Genomic DNA, 18448 nt, shown 5'->3' with positions numbered 1-18448 from the left:
ACCGGGGCCGGCCCGGTGTCAGTGGGCGGCCAACCCTTTGGCGGCCAGGGCCTGGGCGCGCAGGTTGGCGCGCTCTTCGTCGCTCAGGCTGTCCAGCTCTCGGCGCAGACGGGCGATCTTCTCGAGGCGCGCTGGATCGGCGAGTTCACCAAGGGCGGCGGCCAGGCGGGCGGCGTCGGGGTGGTCGAACACCAGGCCCGGCGGCACTTCGAGCTTGAACAGGGTGCGCAGGCGCGCGACCAGCTTGATCACCAGCAGCGAGTGGCCGCCGGCCTCGAAGAAATCGTCGTCCACACCCAGCGTCGCAGGTGCACAGCCCAGCAGGTCGGCCATGGCATCGCGCAGGCAGGCTTGCAACTCGTTCTGCGGCGCCCGCGCCGGCGTCCGACGCAGCAGCTGGCCGGGATCGGGCAAGGCATGACGATCGATCTTGCCGTTGGCCAGACGCGGCAGGCTGGGCACCGCGAGCAGACGCGTCGGGCACAGCGCCTCGGGCAGGCGCTCGGCCAATGCCGCGAGTAACGGTTGCAGAGCATCATCGGTCTGGCCTTGGGCAAGCACGACGTAGGCGATCAGGCTGGCCATGCCTTCACTGGGTGCCCACAGCCGCGCAACGGCCTGCTCGACGCTGGGCAAGGTCAGCAGCGCCGCCTCGATTTCGCCGAGCTCGATGCGCTGGCCGCGCAACTTGACCTGATCATCCCGGCGTCCCACCAGTTGCAGGCCACCTTCGGCGCGGTAGCGACCCAGATCCCCGGAGCGATACAGGCGCTGGCCTGGATGGAAGGGATCGTCGATGAAACGGTCGTCATCGACCTGGTCCAGATAGCCGCGGCACAATTGCGCACCGCCGATGTACAGCTCGCCCAGGGCATTGGTGGGCACCAGGCGCAGGCGCTCGTCGAGCAGATAGACCCGGTTGCCTGCGAGCACGCGACTCAGCGGGACCCGCTCATCGTGGTCCGGCGCGTCCGTCCGCACGGGGTGGTAAAGCACACCGACGGTGGTTTCGGTCGGACCATAGTGGTTGAACAGGCGCAACGACGGCGCTTGCTCGCGCAGTTGCTCGACCAGCCTGCGCGGCGTGGCTTCGCCGCCGAAAATCAGCGTGCCGGGCAGCGGCGCCAAGCCGTTGTCCAGCAGCGCGGCGAAGTGCGACGGCACGAACTTCGCCACGTCCGGGCGCTCTCGAGCCAAAAAGCGGCCGAAGGCGGCACCCTCGGCAAGATCCGCCTCAGTGGCGATGACCAGCTCGGCGCCCACCTGCATTGCACCGAACAGCAAGGTATGGCCAAGGTCGACGCTCAACGGGCTGGTCAGCGCCAGACGCATGCCAGGCGCCAGGCCCAACGCTTCACTGGCCGCCTGGGCATAGTTGCGCAGCGCACCGTGTTCGACGAGCACACCCTTCGGCACCCCGGTCGAGCCGGAAGTGAACAACAGATACGCAAGGTGCTGATCGGTGAGCTGCGGCGGCTGGAACGGCAGCGGTTCTTCACTGCCCGCCTGCACCAGGCTCGCGCTCGGCCAAGGCCCCTGGGCGCTGCTTGACCCAGGATCACACAGCACCAGCGCCGGCGCTGCCCGGCTCAGCAGGTCGTGGCGGCGCTCGGCGGGCCAGCTCGGTTCCAGCGGCAGGTAGTACGCGCCGACGCTGAGGACGGCGAAAATATGCAGCACGGCCTGCAGCGAGCGCTCGCTTGCGATAGCCACGCACTGGCCGACGCCGACCCCCTGCCCTTGCAGCCAGCCGGCCCGGTGAGTCACGGCTTGGTGCAGCGCGGCGTAATCGAGGGACTGCTGGCCATCACTGAGGGCGATGGCCTGCGGGGTCTGCTGGGCATGCCGAGCGAGCCGCTGGGGTAGCCACTCGCCCGCCGCTGCCGTCTCGTCTGGGGCCAGGGCCAACAGGCGTTGGCGCTCCGTCGTGCCTACCGGATCGAGATCGGCCAGGGCCACGGCGCCATCGACCGGCAGGGTGTGCAGCAAGGTGCGCAGTTGTTCCAGCAGCCCCTCCAGGCTGGCGACGCTGTACACAGCCCCGCTGGCCTCGATGGCCAGGTGCAGGGTGCCGCCCCAGACGCGTGCGCGCAGCAGCAGTTCGAAGGCCGGACGGCTCGGGTAGGCCAGCACCTGCTCGGGCGCAAGGCGCGCGTGCTCGAAGGCGAACCCGGCCCGCAGTGGCGCGGTGCTGGTGGGTGACTGGATCGGGCAGTATTCCTGCCAGCCGAGATGATCGGCCAGACGACCTTCGGCCTGTTGCGACCATTGGGCGAAGAGCGCCGCAGGGTCGAGTTCGACACGCAGCGGCAGGACTTTTTCGAAAACGCCCAGGGTGTCTTCGAAGTGATCGTAGTCGCTGCGGCAATCGTGCAGCCAGCCACAGACGAACGCCTGCTGCCCGCTCAAACGTCCCAACAGCACCCACCACAGTCCTTGCACAACGAAGTCCAGCGGTTGCCCCAAGGCCTCCGTCACGGCCTGGGCGGCGCCCAGGGTCGACAGGGGTACGGCAAGCTGCGCGTCCAGGCGTGATGCCTGCGGTGTCGCCGAGCTGCCACGCACACCCAGGTGCAGCGCAGTGCCGCGGGCAGGGTCGACCTCGGCATGCTGCCAATAGGCCCGACCCTGGGCGGCGTCTTCGTCGGCGGCCATGTCCTGGCGCCACTGCACATACTGCTCATAGTCCACATCGCTGGAGACCGGCGTGCGGCCCTCCACCGATGCCAGCACATCGGCGGCCAGACGCTCCAGGCTGGGCGGATCGAGGGCCAGGGCAGCCGCCACGAATTCCACCTCGCAACGGTCCTGGGACAGGGCTCGCCAGCTGACCGCCAGCACCTCCCCTTCCTCCAGCGTCAATGCGGGCGCGGTGGCGTCCAGTTCCACCCAACGCACCGCATCGCCCTGGTTGGGACAGGTCTGGCGCCAGCCGAGGAAGCCGGGCACCTGCAGCCAGCGCGTTCCGAGAACGGGCTGACCAGCCGCATAGCGTTGCAACGCGGCTGCAAAGGTGGCTGACCCCTTCGAGGCGTTCACGGCGATGCGCAAGCGATGGCTGCCCGCGTCAGGGCGTGACGGATCGCGGCCCAGCAGGCACGCCTGCTGTTCGGGGCTCAGGGCAAAGGTGTGCAGCGCGCTTGAATCAAGGCTCAGGTCGGTCATTGCGAATATCCTTGAACAGAGAGGCCGGCCATCTGGCCCGAGCGCTCGTCGGTGTCTGCGGCAGCGTCATCGAACACGCTGCGGTCGGTCATCTCGCCCATGGCCACGACGATTCGCCGCGGACCTTCGAAGGGGTCGCGGGCGTGAGCCACGAGCATGTTGTCGAGCATCGCCACGTCGCCGCGCTGCCACTGGAAACGCACCGCGCAGGCTTCGTAGAGCTGGCCCAGTTTCTCCATGATCCCGTCGTCGATGGGCGTGCCGTCGCCGAAGTACACCTGGCGGGGCATGTGCTCGGCGCCGACGATGCCCAACAGGTCACGGCGCACGTCAGCCTGCAGGCAGTAGTCGTGGTGCAACTGGACCTGGTTGAAGAACGACTTCTCCCCGGTGAACGGATGGCGGATCACCGCCGGGCACGGCGTACGGGTCTGCAGGCCGCCGTTGGCCAGCCACTCGAACGCCACGTCCTGCTCGCGGCAGGCGGCCTCGACCACGGCGCGATCGTCGGTCTTGTAGAAGTCGCGCCAATCCACATCGAAACCGGGGGTAAAGGTGCGCACGTACAGCAGGCCCTTGCGCTCGAAGGTCTCGGCCAGCTCAGTCGGCAAGGCGCGGTACATGGCGCGGCAGTCGACGATGGGGGTCGCGCCGCCCACGGGCGATGGCAGCTCGCAGAAGAACCACTGCTTGCGCGGCCAGCGGCGCAGGTGGGCGCTTTCGTTGTGAAAGAGGATCATCTGCCGCTCTGGGTAAGGCGTGGAGCGGTAGGTGTTGCGCCCGCCCTCCTTCTTCGGCAAGTCGCCATAGGCGCCATACAGACCCGGCTGGATGGCCTCGGCGAACGCCTCGAAGTCCTGGGCGGTGTGCAACCCGAAGCCTCGAAACAGCAAACCGGCATGACGGCGCAGGTGGGTTTCGATGAACTCCCGATGCTGACTGGCCCAGGCACAGGGATCGAGATCGGCGCTGACCGGCTCGATCACCAGCGGGAATTCGCTGTCCGCCGTCAGCGGTGTGCAGCGTACCGCCGGCGTGGCTGCTGATGGCGTGGTCTGGCGGGTGAACGATTTGAGCTTGTCGCGCTTGGCTTCCAACCGCGAGCGACCGCTGGCCGGCGCGACGGGCGCAGGCTGCAAGGCACCCAAGGCAAGCGCAGACAGGGGCCGCTCAGGTGCGTCGAGAACCTGCTCGAGCAGGTCGATCCAGGCCGCGACCCAGGCGCGCACCCGCGCCTTGTCGAGGATCGCCGTGGCGAACACCCACTCCCCGCTCAGCCCTTGGGCATTGGGGGTAAGGAACAGGGCCATGTCGAACTTCGAGGTCTGCGCCGGCGCGGCCAGCAGCTGCGCGCTCAACCCCGGGACGGCGAACTGGCCATTGGGCATGCTGTGCAGCACGAACAGCGCCTGTACCAGCGGGTTACGCTGACGCTCGCGAGGTACGCCGCTGGCCTCCACGATCTGTTCGAAGGGTAGATCCGCCTGTTCGAAGACCGCCAGGGAATCCTCCCTGACCTGAGTCAGCCACCGACTGAACGGCTGCTGCGCATCGACCCGAGCGCGCAACGGGACGATGTTGACGAAGAAGCCAATGAGCTGTTCCAGCTCCGCCCTGGGCCGACCGGCGATGTCGGTACCGTAGACCAGATCATTTTGCCCCGTGACGCGATGCAGCAACCAGTCGAAGGCGGCACGCAGGACCATGAACAGGCTGGCACCGTGGGCCTGGCCGAGAGCTTCGGCACGGGCCACCTGCTCGGCGCTCAGCTGGAAGGTCACGCTGGCGCCGTCGCTCTGCGGCGTCGTCGGACGCGGACGGTCGGTGGGCAAGGCCAGGTGCTGTGGCGCACGGCTCAAGTACTCCGACCAGAAATCCCATTCCCGCTGGCGCTCGACGCTGCCTTCCTTGGCGTTCTGCCATGCCGCGTAATCGCTGTAGTGCAGGGTCAGCGGCGGCAACGCCGCTTCGCCACCGGTCAAGCGCGCCTGATACAAGACGCCCAGCGCCTGGACCAGCACGCCGAACGACCAGCCATCGCCGATCAGGTGATGCAGGCTCAGCAACAGCCGGTGCTCCTGATGGTTCAGGCGCACAAGGGTGACGCGCAGCAACGGCGCCTGCTGCAGATCGAAGGGTTGCCCGGCGGCTTCGGCTTCGGCCATGGCCAGGGCGGTGCTCTGTTCCGCATCGCGCAGCCCGCTCAGGTCGAGCAGCGGCAAGGCCAGTTCGAGGTGGTCGGCGTAGTGCACACGGGCCACCCCGTCGGGCCCTGGCACGAAGGCGCTGCGCAGGCTGGCCTGATGCTGCAGCAGATCATTCAAGGCGCCGTGCAGGGCGTCGGGTCGCAGCTCACCGCACAGCTGCAGTTGCGCAACCATGTTGTACGCCGCACGGCCCTGCTCACCGCCCAACTGCTGGGCCAGCCATAAACTGCGCTGCACCGGCGACATGGCGTGGGGACCGCTGATATCCAGGGGTTCCAGTGGCACCCCAGCCGCCAGGCGCGGCGCAGCGTCCACCATGGCTGCGACCTGGGCAAGGGGCCTGGCGGCAAACAGCGCACTGAGCGGCAGCTCGACGTCGAACTCACTGCGCACCCGTGCGACCACCTGCACCGCCGCCAGGGAATGACCGCCTTTGGCGAGGAAGACATCGTCGCGGCTGATCTCGCCCGCTTCGAGCACCTCGGACCAGATGGCAGCCAGACGCTGCTCGGTCTGGCCCTGGGGCGCATCTCCCGAGCCGCTTGCGAAGGTGTCCGTCAGCGGGCGGTGGTAGACGTGATAGGCGCCCAGCTCGCCGGTTTCCAGGCGCTGGCGGCAGGCCGAGCGTTGCAGCTTGCCGCTGGTGGTCTTGGGCAAGGCCGCCGGTTCCAGCAAGGCGATGACGCTGGCCGGTTCCTGCTGCGTGTCGCTGACCACGCGGTCGATGGCCTCGATCAACGTCTGCGGATCGAATTTCTTCTGCGTGCTGCGACCGATCTCGGCCGCGATACCGATGCACTCGCGGCCGTCGACCTGCACCGGGAAGGCCGCGACGCGACCTTTGCGCACCGCGTCGACGCCCTGCTCCACGGCTTTCTCGATGTCCTGCGGGTAGCGGTTCTGGCCGCGAATGATGATCACGTCCTTGGCCCGCGAGGTGATGAACAGGCCACCGTTGTAGAGAAACGCCAGGTCGCCGGTGCGCAGCCAGCGTCCGTCCGGCCGATCGAGGAAGGTCTTCGCCGTGGCCTCGGGGTTGCGCCAGTAACCGCGAGCGACGCTGGGGCCGCGCACCCAGATTTCACCGACGGTATGGTCTGCGACGGGCTCCAGCGTATGCGGATCCATCAGGCGCACCTGGTCGTCGAACAGCAAGCCCCCACTGCTGACCACTTCGGTGCCATCGGCGTCGGGCACCACTCGACCATGGGCCAGTTCTTCGTGGTCCACGTGCAGCGTGTAGTAAGGGCCACCGCGAATGTTGCTGGTGACCATCAGGGTCGCTTCGGCTAGCCCATAGCAGGGATGCAGCGTCGTCGCCGCTAGACCGGCCGCGGAGAAGCGCTTGACGAAATCGGCCAGGGTATCGGCGCGTACCGGCTCGGAGCCGCAGAACGCCACACGCCACCGGCTCAGGTCCAGCTCGGCGAGCAGGCTGTCGCGCACGCTTTCGGTACACAGGCGGAAAGCGAAATCCGGGCCGCCGCTCAGGGTGCCGCCATAACGGTGGATCGCTTCCAGCCAGCGTGCCGGGCGCGCAAGAAAGTGTTGGGTGGTCAGCAACACCAGCGGCACGCCGGCGTAGATCGGCTGCAGCATGCCGCCGATCAGGCCCATGTCGTGGTACAGCGGCAGCCAGCTGACGAACACGTCGCCCGGGCGGCTGCCGAAACCCATCTGCAGCAGGCGCTGATTGTCCAGCAGGTTGGCGTGGGTGACTTCGACGCCCTTGGGTTCGGAGGTGGAGCCGGAGGTGTACTGGAGCATGGCGATGGCCTCGCCCAATACCTCGCGCGGCTGCCAGCTTCGCGTCGGTTGCGCCTCCAGGTCCTGGACGCTGGCGACCACCGGCGCGCTTGCCAGGGTCAGGCCATCGCGCAACGCCAGCGATGCATCCAGTGCTGCCTGCTCACACAGGATCAGCGAAGGCTCGGCATCCATGGCCATGCCTTGCAGGCGTTCGGTGTGGAACTGCCGATTGCGTTCCGGTGGATAGGCGGGCACGGCGATCAGCTCGGCATACAGGCAGGCGAAAAACGCCACGATGTAGTCCGGACCGTTGGTCATCAGCAGCAGCACTCGGTCGCCCTTCACCGTGTGCTGGCCCAGGCAGGCGGCCAGGTGGCGGACCCGGGCATCGAGTTGAGCGTAGGTATAGAGTTCGGTGGTTTCGCTGCCGTCGCCGAGAAAGCGCAGCGCCAGTTGCTCGCCCTGGTGTTCGGCGCGCTGGGCCAGCATCTCGATGAGGGATCGGGGTTGAGGCTGGTGTGGGATGGCCATGGGGCGTCCTCCTGCAATCGCAAAAAATCGGGAAATCCGGGGGTGGCTCAACGCACGTCGGCACCGTGGGGCTCGGCCATGGCCACCACCACTTTGCGCGGGCCCTGAAACGGCGCTCGGCCATGGGCGGTGAGCATGTTGTCGAGCATCAGCACGTCGTCGTCCTGCCAGGCGAACTCGACCTGCTCCTGCTGCATCACACCGCGGATGTCTTCGAGCAGGGTTTCCTCCAGCGCGCTGCCGTCGCCGTAGTAGACGTTACGCGGCAAGTCCTCTTCCTCGACCAGGTCGAGCAGGGTTTCACGCACTTCCTCGGGCAGGTTGGACACATGGAACAGGTGCGCCTGGTTGAACCACACCGCGTCACCGGTACGCGGATGAGTCGCCACGGCCTGACAGACCTGCCGCGTGCGCAGGCCGCCATCGTCCTTCCATTCCAGGCCGATGCCGTGGGCCTCGCAGTAGGCATGCACGACGCTGCGGTCCTGGGTGTTGAACACCTGTTCCCAGGACACGTCCAGGCCGTTGCCGTAGTTGCGGGTGTACATGAGCCCCTTGCTGGCGAAGCGCTGACGAATCCGTTCGCCCACTCGCCGATAGATGGCCCGGCTGTCACCGATCGGCGTCGCCCCGCCCACCGGCGAGGCCTGCTGGCAGAAGAACCAGATCTTCATCGGCCAGTCGCGGGTGTAGGCCTGCTCGTTATGCAGGGGAATGTGCTGATGCGGCGGGTATTCGGTGGAGGTGTAGATCCCGCTGGTCACGTTGCTGCGTGGCGTGGAGCCGAATTCGTAAGTGAGCAGATCGGACCCGAAACCCACGGCGAAGCGGCGAAAGCGTTCGGCGTTCTGCACGTCGAAACCACGCAGCAGCACACCGCCGGCCTTGAGCAGTTGTTCATCGATCAGCGCCTGCAGATCAGGCAGGCACGCGGCCAGATCGAGACCCGGCTCGCGCGCCTCGATCAGCAGGGGCAACGGGGTATCGGCGTGTCGCAGAGGCCGGACATCGAAGCGTGAATCAAGCATGGAAGACTCCGCATACAGAGGAGCGCGCTCAGGCATGACTCAGCCCGGCGCGCGCGAGGAAGGAAGAAGCAAGCGAGGGGCGATAGGCCTTGGCCAGGGTCACCAATCGGCGTAGAAAGTCGGCACGCTGGCGGTGCAGGAAGAAATGCCCGCCGGCGCACATTTCCATCCGGAACGGCCCTGTGCATTCCATTTCCCAGGCCGCCAGAGCGCCGACCGCGATGCTGTCGTCGCGCCCACCGAACACATGCAGCGCGCACGGCAGCGGCTCGCGGCAAGATGGCCGATGGCGCTCACCCAGCAGGAAATCGGCGCGTAACACCGGCAACACCATGGCCAGCAACTCGGGGTCGTCGAGCACGACCTGGGGCGTGCCGTCCAGCCGCTGCAACTCGGCGAACAGCTCGGCATCGCTCATGGGCTGCGCCTGTGGGTTGCCAGCCCGCTGGCTGGGCGCGGTGCTGGCAACGGTGATGAGGGCGCTGGGCGCTTCGAGGCCTCGAGCGACCAGGGCGTGGGCCACTTCCAGGGCAACCACCCCGCCGACGCTGTGGCCGAGCATCAGGTAAGGCCCATCGATCAAGGACGCCAGTTCGTCCGCCAGGGTGGCGGCCAGGCTCGGCATGTCCACCTGCAACGGCTCGTCACTGCGATGGCCATGACCGGGCAGCTCGACCGGCTGCACGTCGATCCAGGCCGGCAAAACGGCACGCCATGCGGCGAACGGCATGGCGCTCGCCCCGGAACACGCGAAGCAGAACAGGCGGATGCAATCGGGTGGGACGGACACTGCGCGATCTCCTTAAAAGCAGTCGGCAAGCCGGAGTGGCCTTGCCTGGAACACTGCTGATAAGGACGAAACAAAACGGTGCAGAATTAAGCGTTATTGATAAAAATTATCATTTAGGGATAACCAGAACAGGAATCGCGGCCTGTCCTGAGCAGCCTGGGCAAACTCCGCCCAGGCTGCTGGCGAGAGGTGTCAGACCACAGGCTGCAAGGGCGCCGCCTGGGTCGACGCCTCGCGATGGACGATCTGGCCGCGCTCGAGCTTGATCAACTGATCGGCGAGATGGAAGTAACGGTCGTCGTGGGAAATGATCAACAGCGTCTTGCCCTGGGCGCGCAGTTCGGGCAGCAACTCGCAGTAGAACACCTCGCGGAACGCCGGGTCTTGGTCCGCCGCCCACTCGTCGAACACGATGACGGGCCGGCCTTCCAGACAGGCAACGATCAGCGCCAGACGCTTGCGCTGCCCCTGGGACAGTTCACGGGTGGAGAACGAACCGTTGCTGACACTGACCTTGTGATCCAGATGCAACTTCGCCAGCCACTCGCCGGCCTGGGTATCCACGCTCGCATCCGGCGCTTCGAGCAAGGTGTCGAACAGGTGGAAGTCGGAGAAGACCGCCGAGAACAGCTGGCGATAGTCATCCCACTCATCCTCGCCGACCGCTCGACCATCGACGCGTACCACGCCGCTTTCCGGGCGATACAGACCGGCAATCAGCTTGGCCAGGGTGGTCTTGCCGCTGCCGTTGCCTCCCACCAGAAAAGTGATTTCGCCGGGCTTGAGGGTCAGTTGCACCGGGCCGAGGGTGAACACTTCGTCCTCGCGCTCGCTGAAGTAACCATGGGTCAGGCCGTCGAGCGCCAGGGTCACGCCTTTGGGCGCCGGCGACGGCACGGGGGTCTGCCGCTGGGTTTCAGCCTTCAACTGCGCCAGGGTCGCTTCGATACGCGCACTGGCGACCCGCGCCTGACTCATCTGCGGCAGGTTCAGCAGTACCCCTTCCAGCGGCCCCATCATGTACAGAAACACCATCACGTAGCCGGTGATCACCGCCGCGTCGGAAGGAATCCACAAGCGCAGAAACAGCACCACACCGATCAGCACCAGGAACAGCAAACGTCCCCAGCCGCCAGTGATGGCAAACAGCATCAGCCCCTTGGCACGGTTGTGGCGCACCTGCTCGACGGCGCCGACCAAGACCTCGTCGAGAAAGCGCTGCGCCTTGGAGCGGTTGAGCTTGAGCTCCTTGGCACCCGAGACCATGGCGTCGAAATGACCGAAGAGTTCGTCCTGGCTGGAGCCGGCCTTGCGAAAATACTGAAGCATGTGCGAATGGCACAGGTGATAGCCCAGCGAACCGAGACCGATGGCCAGCACCGAGACCAGAAAGATCGCCCACGACAGATAGGCCAGGTACCCCAGGCAACCCAGCACCACCACGGCGCTGGTCACCAGCATGGGAAACCCGGTGAAGAAGTTCGACAAGGTGGTGGTGTCGTCGGCCAAGGCCGCCTGGATGCGCCCGCGCCCCGCCGTTTCCAACCCCCGCAGCGGCGCCGCGACCACATGCCGGGAGATGTGCAAGCGCAAGGTGGCCAGGCCCTGCTGGCTGAGGTGCGCGAACAGCGCCCGGGACAGCACCTGGCTGCCCATCACCAGGGCGATCACCAGCACGAAAGGCAGCGCGTAACCGGTGAGGTCTTGCAGCGATGCGTTCAGGGCCTGGTTGATCAGCGCCACCAGCAGCACGTTGGCCAGGCCGCAGACCAGGCTCGCGCCGATGGCCACGCCCAACCGCGTGCGCGAAGCGCGAACCAGCATACCGAACAATGACATGGGGTCTCCTTGAGAGTCGGCGGGCGCAGGCATCACGCCTGTCGCCGTCGATAGTTGGGGTTACACAGGTAAACGAAGCCGGCGGTTGATTCTTTACCGCGTTAAAGTCCATATGCCTACAGGGTATTGGGAAGCAAACGCAGTTGCTATAGACTCCCATTCTCGCCAGGAGGCGATCGTTCTGCTTCGGAGTCAGCCTGCAATGTCCCTTACCCGCCGTCGAGCCCTGACCGGCCTGGCGCTGCTGCCAGCCGCACTGTGCGGTTCGTCTCTGGTCGGCGCTGCCGACGCTGTCGTGCCAACCGCCGTAACCCAAGCAGCGCCGAAAGTCGATATCGTCAGCTTCGAGCCCGCCCTCACCGAAAGCCTGCTGGGCCTGGGCGTCGTGCCCCGTGCCGTGGTCAACGCCGGTTTCTATCGCGAGTTCGTCGCTCAGCCCTCCCTGCCCGAAGATGTCATCGACCTGGGCCCGAGTATCGAGCCCAACCTGGAATACCTGCAACGCCTGGCACCCGGCCTGATCATCGGCACGTCCTGGCAGCTCGAGGGTACCCTGCTGCAGCGTATCGCGCCGCTGCGCACCTTCGACATCTATGCGGCGAACGCCCAGCCCTATCGCAATGCCGGGCAAGTGTTGCTCGACCTCGGCGCGCTGGTCGACCGTCGTGCCCAGGCGCAAGCCTTGCTGGAACAGACCGACCAGTTGCTCGAAAGCCTGCGTGCCAGGCTCACCCCGGTCAAGGACCGCCCGGTGTACATCGCACGACTGAATCCGGATGGCCGTCACCTGCTGCTTTTCGGCGCCAAGGGCATGTACCAGGCCGTGCTCGACCGCCTGGGCCTGCGCAACGCCTACCAAGGGCGTACCAACGCCTGGGGCGGCAGCCCGGCGGTGGGCATCGAGACGCTGCTGGAACACCCGGATGCCGCATTCCTCTACTACACCAACCCCCGCGAAGCGGTCGCGGCGCAGCGCCGCCTGGACAACAGCCCCATCTGGCGCGCCCTGCCGATGATCCGCGAGGGCCGCATTCGGGCGCTGCCACGCTTCTACCCCAGCGGCGGCCTGCTGACCGCGCAACGCCTGGCCCTCTCGATCACCGAGCAGTTGCTCGCCATGGAAGCCGACCATGCCTGATTCCCCTTCACGCCTGCGTCGCCAGCCCGCCTGGCTGGCCCTTGGACTGCTGCTGATCGCACTGGCGTTGAGCGTGCAGCAGGCCAGTTCACTGCTTGCACACGGGTCATGGGATCACGTATTCGGCTCGGTGATACCCGACGACTTCTCAGCCCTGCTGGTTCGTTACAGCTACCTGCCGCGCCTGGTCGTCAGCCTCGTGGTCGGCGCCGCGTTGGCGCTGGCCGGGGTGATCTTCCAGCAAGTGCTGCGCAATCCGATCGCCGAACCGACCACGCTCGGGGTTGCCTCTGGAGCCCACCTGGCCCTGGCCACCTGTGCGATCTACGCACCGAGCCTGCTCGACGGTGGTCAGGAAGGCGTCGCCCTCATCGGTGCCGGACTGGGCATGCTGGCGGTGCTGGGCCTGGCCTGGAGCCGACGCATGTCACCGGTGGCGCTGATCCTGTCCGGGCTGATCATCAACCTGTACTGCGCGACGTTGAGCACCTTGCTGGTCTTGGCCAACCATGAGGTCTTGAACAACCTGTTCATCTGGCAATCAGGCTCGCTGAACCAGAACAGCTGGCAGGATGTGTATCACCTGGCGCCTCGTCTGGCGGCCGTGGCCGTGCTCGCCGCCCTGCTCGCTCGGCCGTTGGAAGTTCTTGGCCTTAATGACGCCACGGCCGGTAGCCTCGGCCTGTCGCCTGGGCGCATGCGCCTGCTGGCCCTGAGCGTGGCCGTGGCCTTGAGCGCCAGCACCATCGCCAGCGTCGGCGTGATCGGCTTCCTTGGCCTGGCCGGCCCGGCCCTGGCCCGACTGGCCGGCGCTCGCACATTGCGCCAGCGTTTGATCTGGGCGCCGGTGTTCGGCGCCTTGCTGCTGGTGCTCGCCGACCAGTTGGTCCAGGCCTCGGCGCGCGTGCTGGGTGCCGAAATGCCCACGGGCATCTTCACCGCCTTTCTCGGCGCGCCGCTGCTGCTAGTGCTGCTGAGCCGTCTGCATGAGACCCGCATCAATCCACCCGCCAACGCCGGCAACGTTCGCTCCCTTTCCCTCAAACGGACCCGTTGGGTACTGCTTGCGGTGCTGGTCGTGTCCGTTTACCTCGCGCTGACCTGGGGACGCGGCGCGGACGGCTGGTATTTCAGCAGCGGTGCGACCTTCGATGCGCTGCTGCCCTGGCGCGCGCCCAGGGTGGCCGCCGCGTTCGCCGCTGGGGTGCTGCTGGCCCTGGCCGGCACCCTGATGCAACGCATGACCGGCAACCCGATGGCCAGCCCGGAAATGCTCGGTGTCAGTTCCGGTGCGGCGTTGGGCGGCATTCTGGTGCTGGTCATCGTCCCCGGCTTCAACCCCTGGGTGCTGCTGGCCGCGGCCATCGCCGGCGCCCTGATCGCGTTGCTGGCCATCGTCGCGCTGAGCTGGCGCAGCGCCTTCGCGCCAGACCGCATGCTGCTCACCGGCGTCGCGCTGAGCACCCTGCTCAATGCGTTCGCCGCCTTGTTCATGGTCAGCGGCGATTCCCGGGTGCTGCTCATGCTCAGTTGGATGACCGGCTCGACCTATCGCATCGACGCCGGCCAGGCGCTGGTCGTCAGTGCCTTGGCGGTGCTGTTCCTGCTGGTCACGCCGCTGTGCAACCGCTGGCTGGCGATCATGCCCCTGGGCGCCGAGCGCACGCGGGCGCTGGGGATATCCCTGGGCGGCAGCCGCCTGGTCCTGCTGTTGCTGACCGCCGTGATGACCGCAGCCGCCACGCTGGCCGTCGGCCCCTTGAGTTTCGTCGGCCTGATCGCGCCCCACATCGCACGGATGCTCGGCGCACGCCGGCCGATCGCGCAATTGCTGCTCTCGGCCATGCTCGGCGGCACGCTGCTGGTGCTGGCCGACTGGCTGGGCCGCAACCTGGTGTTCCCGTGGCAGATCCCGGCGGGGATCTTAGCGACCTTCATCGGCGGGCCGTATTTCATGTGGCTCCTGGTGCGCAAGCGCTGAGCAGAATCAGCAAGGAAGCAGGTAAAGATGGGAATCAACCTTAAATAATTACGATTCCCATTCGTTACAATTCTACCTAAGCTATGCCCTGGAACCACCCGACCGGTCAGTACCCGGTAGGTTCCTGCGCGCTGGCCCACGCGAGAAGCCACTCACGGAGAAGCACCATGACCACGCCGAACTTCACCCTGCCCCTGGCCGACGGCCGCCACGTGATCGCCCAGGTGGCGGACGATGGCAACGGCAGTCTGGCAATCGAAGGGATCGAACCGGTGCACTTTTTCCGCCAGGACGGCCATGTGCGGCTGGAGAACCTGCCCGTGGCGTTCCCGGTCAGCGGCCTGCTCGCGCTGCTCGGTCAGGTCTTCTGCAATTCGTCACGCGTTCCGCAGCTTGAAGTCAGCGCCCCGCTCGCCCTCGACCGCGCGCGCGACGCGGTGCGTGAGGGGGTGTTCGATACCCTTCTAGGCCACGACGGCCGCACCGCACGCCTGGTCTGCGCCCGCAGCAGCTTCTGGCAACACCCGCTGCCCTGGCTCACCACTCCATCGGCCGCCGGCATGCCGCTGCGCTACACGTTCAGCGGCGACAAGCGTCACCCACAGCGACCACCGATCCCGCATGGCGAGGTCTACCGCCGCGAACTGCCGGGTTTGAAGACCACATTCACCCTGCGCACCGTCGACATCGGTCTGGACCTGGAACGCTTCAATCGCTGGATGAACCTTGAGCAGGTCGCGTTCTTCTGGGAGCAGACCGGCAGCCCCGAAGAACACGCCGAATACCTGCAACAAATGCTCGATGACCCACGGGTGCTGCCGCTGATCGGCAGCTACGACGGCGAGCCGTTCGCCTACTTCGAGATCTACTGGTGCAAGGAAGATCGCATCGCTCCCTATTACGACGTCCAGGACCACGACCGTGGCTGGCACGTGGTGGTCGGCGAGAGCAAGCACCAGAGCGCCGGCAAGCTCAAGGGCTGGTTCCGCTCGCTCATGCACTACATGTTCATCGACGAGCCGCGCACCCAGCGCATCCTCGGCGAACCGCGGATCGACCACACCCGGCAGATCGGCTTCCTCGAATCCCAGGGCTACGGCAGGCTCAAGACCATCACCCTTCCGCACAAGCAAGCCGCCCTGTTGCGCCTGGAACGCGAGACGTTCTTCGACGAGTACTGCCCGTAACCGCCGCCAATGGGACGCCCGCTGCTTGATGGGGATCATGCAGCGGGCGACATGATTTCAACTCACCAGAAAAACAACACTTCATACTCAGGAGCCGCCATGCCCGCAAAAAAAGTCTTCGTCTACCATCCGCTGACACTGGCGCTGTTGCTCGGTGGCTTGCCACTGAGTACAGCCTACGCCGCCGACAGCGCCAGCACTGCCGCCTCGAGCGGCACCCTGGAGCTGCAGGAAACCAACATCGACGCCAGGGTCCTCGAGAACCCGACTGGCCAGATCCGGGGTCCGGTGGCCACGCGCAGCACCAGCGCGAGCAAGACTGATTCGGCGATCAAGGACATTCCGCAGTCGATTTCGGTCGTCACCCGCGACGAGATGGACAACCGCAAGACCGACACCCTGGCCGAGGCCCTGAGCTACACACCAGGCGTGATCGCCCAGCCCGGCGGGTTCAGCCGGGTCGCCGACGACTTCGTGATCCGCGGCTTCAACGTCGGCTCGGGCACGGGCGGCATTCTGCGCGATGGCATGAAACTGCAAGGCAGCGTGTATGACGGCGGCATCGAACCCTACGGCCTGGAGCGCGTGGAAGTGGTCAAGGGCGCCTCTTCGGTGCTGTACGGCCAACTGTCGCCGGGCGGTCTGATCAACACCATCACCAAACGCCCGACCGATACGCCGCTGCATGAAGTCAACGTCGAGTACGGCAGCCATGCACGCAAACAGTACAGCTTCGACCTGGGCGGCCCGATCGACGACGCCGGGCAGTTCTCCTATCGTCTCACCGGCCTGTGGCGCGACAGCGACACCCAGACCACCGACGCGGACGACGACCGCCGTTACATCGCCCCCGCCTTCACCTGGCGCCCGAACGACAGCACCTCGCTGACCCTCCTGGCCAACTACCAGGAAACCCGAACCGGCTTCGCACCGCCGCTGGATTTCGACCTGACCACTTCGTCCCGCACCCGCTACCCCAAGGTCGACCGTGACCTGTTCACCGGCGAGCGCGGCTTCGATCCCTACAACAACTATTCGACCAGCATCGGCTACCTGTTCGAACACGACTTCACCCCCGACCTGAAAATCCGCCACTCGCTCCGCCACTTCGAGGCGGACCTGAGCTGGGACTACATGCAGGTCGCCGACACCGGCAGCGCCGCCCTGCGCAACCGGGGCCAGCTGGCGCGCCGACCCAGCATCCGCCGCGAACGCTCCGAAGGCTGGACCAGCGACAACAACGTGCAATGGACCCTCAACAGCGGCCGCTGGCAGCACACCCTGCTGGCGGGCGTGGACTACTACCACAAGACCTACGACTCCCATCGCTTCGCCGGCGCCAACTCCATATTCAACCCGGCCAACCCGGTGTATGGCGTGCCAACCAACGCCACATCCGCCAACACCGGCTCGGACTTGCACAGCGCCCAGGCGGGCGTCTACCTGCAAGACCAGATCAAGTTCGACGACAAGTGGATTCTGCTGCTGGGCGGTCGCCAGGACTGGGCCGAAAGCCGCACCTACAACTTCGCCAGCGGCGCCCGCACGCCACGCGATGACAAGAAAGCCACCGGCCGTGTCGGCCTCGTCTACCAAGCGGACAACGGCCTGGCCCCGTACATCAGCTGGAGCCAGTCGTTCCTGCCGGCGAACGTCTTCAACGCCAACGCCAACACCTCGTTCGATCCGACCGAGGGTGAGCAGTACGAGATCGGCGTGCGCTACACCCCGCCCGGTACCACGGCCCTGCTGAGCGCTGCGGTCTACGACCTCAAGCAGAAGAACTCGCTGAGCACCGACCTCACCGGCAACACCGTGCAGTTCGGCGAAACCCGCGCGCGGGGCGTGGAGCTCGAGGCCAAAGCGGACATCACCCCGAACCTCAGCGCCACCGCCTCGTACACCTACACCGATGCGAAGATCACCGACGATGCCGTGTCCGCCCGCGTGGGCACGCGCATCGACGGCGTGCCTTATCACATGGCGAACCTGTGGGCCGACTACCGCTTGACCGTCCTGGGCCTGCCTCAGGTCGTGGTCGGCGGCGGCGCCCGCTACATGGGCACCAGTCGTACGTCCAGCTCGGACGCCAACGAAAAGGTCTCCGCCTACACCCTGTTCGACGCGAAAGTCACCTATGAAGTCGACAAGAACTGGACCGTGGCCATGAAGGCGCAAAACGTCGCCAACGAGAAGTACCTGTTCTGCAACGCCTCATGCCGCTACGGCGACGAGCGAGCGCTGATCGGTTCGGTCAACTACCGCTGGTAACGGCTGACCAGACACACGGCGATCGGCCCCTCTGGCAGGTACCAGATCCATCTGGACCCCAAAGGAGCTGATCGTCGCCAAGACCCGCCTCACTTCGGCCACCTCACATGCTCGGGGTCCCCAAAATGACAACGGCGCGTGACCCTGCCACGCGCCGCGCGGTCACGCGTACTTCCTCAAGCCCCCATCGCTTCACGCAGGCTGGCCGGGCGCATGTCCGTCCAGTTGGCTTCGATCCAGGCCAGGCACTCGGCCTTGGACGCCGCTTCCCTCACCGTTGACCAACCCGCCGGCACGGCCTTGAAATCGGGCCAGATCGAGTACTGCTGCTCGTGATTCATCACTACCAGAAACATCGTGTCTTCGCGGTCGAACGCCATTGCCTTGCCTCCTGAAAATTACCCAACGTACCTGCGCGTAGCACAGGCCTACCCCTCAGAGACGTTCCACACCCACCCAAAATTAGCCTCCATTTGACGAGCGGGCTAATTCCTTCACGCGATCCACAAAACCTATGAATAGAACAATTTCTCATTTGACAATGAGAATCAACAACTCTACT

The 18448-nt window shown here is 66.1% G+C and carries 10 protein-coding genes; 4 read left to right on the top strand and 6 right to left on the bottom strand.

The annotated features are described in order from the left end of the window. Window positions 1–18 precede the first annotated feature (18 nt). From AC788_RS07220 to AC788_RS07200, 5 genes are all read right to left on the bottom strand, one after another. Window positions 19–3165 carry a non-ribosomal peptide synthetase gene (locus AC788_RS07220; RefSeq protein WP_049859989.1) on the bottom strand — a complete coding sequence of 1049 codons (3147 nt, stop codon included), beginning with the start codon at window positions 3163–3165 and terminating at the stop codon, window positions 19–21. Continuing rightward, entirely contained in the window at window positions 3162–7652 is a 4491-nt protein-coding gene (locus AC788_RS07215; protein ID WP_049859988.1) for a condensation domain-containing protein, read from the bottom strand. The genes AC788_RS07220 and AC788_RS07215 overlap by 4 nt, the downstream gene beginning before the upstream one ends. Before the next feature lie 47 nt (window positions 7653–7699). Then, window positions 7700–8680 (bottom strand): TauD/TfdA family dioxygenase, encoded by a 981-nt coding sequence (locus AC788_RS07210; protein WP_049859987.1) that lies wholly within the window; start codon window positions 8678–8680, stop codon window positions 7700–7702. Window positions 8681–8708: 28 nt separating this feature from the next. Then, window positions 8709–9470 (bottom strand): thioesterase II family protein, encoded by a 762-nt coding sequence (locus AC788_RS07205; protein ID WP_152965722.1) that lies wholly within the window; start codon window positions 9468–9470, stop codon window positions 8709–8711. Window positions 9471–9662: 192 nt separating this feature from the next. Further along, complete coding sequence (locus AC788_RS07200; RefSeq protein WP_049859986.1) at window positions 9663–11309, bottom strand: cyclic peptide export ABC transporter; 1647 nt, start codon at window positions 11307–11309, stop codon at window positions 9663–9665. A gap of 202 nt (window positions 11310–11511) precedes the next feature. On the opposite strand from AC788_RS07200, the gene AC788_RS07195 reads away from it, so the two are divergent. The 4 genes from AC788_RS07195 to AC788_RS07180 all read left to right on the top strand — a co-directional run bounded on the left by AC788_RS07195 (window position 11512) and on the right by AC788_RS07180 (window position 17886). Continuing rightward, window positions 11512–12447 (top strand): ABC transporter substrate-binding protein, encoded by a 936-nt coding sequence (locus AC788_RS07195; protein WP_049859985.1) that lies wholly within the window; start codon window positions 11512–11514, stop codon window positions 12445–12447. Further along, a complete protein-coding gene (fhuB, locus tag AC788_RS07190) occupies window positions 12440–14428 on the top strand; it encodes a Fe(3+)-hydroxamate ABC transporter permease FhuB (RefSeq protein WP_049859984.1) in 1989 nt (662 codons plus the stop codon). Before AC788_RS07195 ends, fhuB begins: the two co-directional genes overlap by 8 nt. Window positions 14429–14595: 167 nt before the next feature. Then, window positions 14596–15615, top strand: coding sequence for a GNAT family N-acetyltransferase (locus AC788_RS07185; RefSeq protein WP_049859983.1), 1020 nt, complete (start codon window positions 14596–14598; stop codon window positions 15613–15615). Window positions 15616–15714: 99 nt separating this feature from the next. Beyond that, window positions 15715–17886, top strand: coding sequence for a TonB-dependent siderophore receptor (locus AC788_RS07180; protein WP_049859982.1), 2172 nt, complete (start codon window positions 15715–15717; stop codon window positions 17884–17886). A 176-nt stretch (window positions 17887–18062) separates the two neighbouring features. On the opposite strand, the gene AC788_RS07175 is transcribed toward AC788_RS07180, so the two are convergent. After that, window positions 18063–18266, bottom strand: coding sequence for an MbtH family protein (locus tag AC788_RS07175; RefSeq protein WP_049859981.1), 204 nt, complete (start codon window positions 18264–18266; stop codon window positions 18063–18065). Window positions 18267–18448: the final 182 nt, after the last annotated feature.

It is taken from the genome of Pseudomonas sp. RIT-PI-a (assembly GCF_001187875.1).
GTDB lineage: Bacteria > Pseudomonadota > Gammaproteobacteria > Pseudomonadales > Pseudomonadaceae > Aquipseudomonas > Aquipseudomonas coleopterorum.
Note: the sequence above shows the minus strand (reverse complement) of the source record. Positions and strands in the feature narration are given on the sequence as shown.

Excerpts from the sequence above, each read along its gene's own strand:
- AC788_RS07220 (WP_049859989.1), bottom strand. The coding sequence starts at position 3,165 with ATGACCGACCTGAGCCTTGATTCAAGCGCGCTGCACACCTTTGCCCTG.
- AC788_RS07215 (WP_049859988.1), bottom strand. The coding sequence starts at position 7,652 with ATGGCCATCCCACACCAGCCTCAACCCCGATCCCTCATCGAGATGCTG.
- AC788_RS07210 (WP_049859987.1), bottom strand. The coding sequence starts at position 8,680 with ATGCTTGATTCACGCTTCGATGTCCGGCCTCTGCGACACGCCGATACC.
- AC788_RS07200 (WP_049859986.1), bottom strand. The coding sequence starts at position 11,309 with ATGTCATTGTTCGGTATGCTGGTTCGCGCTTCGCGCACGCGGTTGGGC.
- AC788_RS07195 (WP_049859985.1), top strand. The coding sequence starts at position 11,512 with ATGTCCCTTACCCGCCGTCGAGCCCTGACCGGCCTGGCGCTGCTGCCA.
- fhuB (WP_049859984.1), top strand. The coding sequence starts at position 12,440 with ATGCCTGATTCCCCTTCACGCCTGCGTCGCCAGCCCGCCTGGCTGGCC.
- AC788_RS07185 (WP_049859983.1), top strand. The coding sequence starts at position 14,596 with ATGACCACGCCGAACTTCACCCTGCCCCTGGCCGACGGCCGCCACGTG.
- AC788_RS07180 (WP_049859982.1), top strand. The coding sequence starts at position 15,715 with ATGCCCGCAAAAAAAGTCTTCGTCTACCATCCGCTGACACTGGCGCTG.
- AC788_RS07175 (WP_049859981.1), bottom strand. The coding sequence starts at position 18,266 with ATGGCGTTCGACCGCGAAGACACGATGTTTCTGGTAGTGATGAATCAC.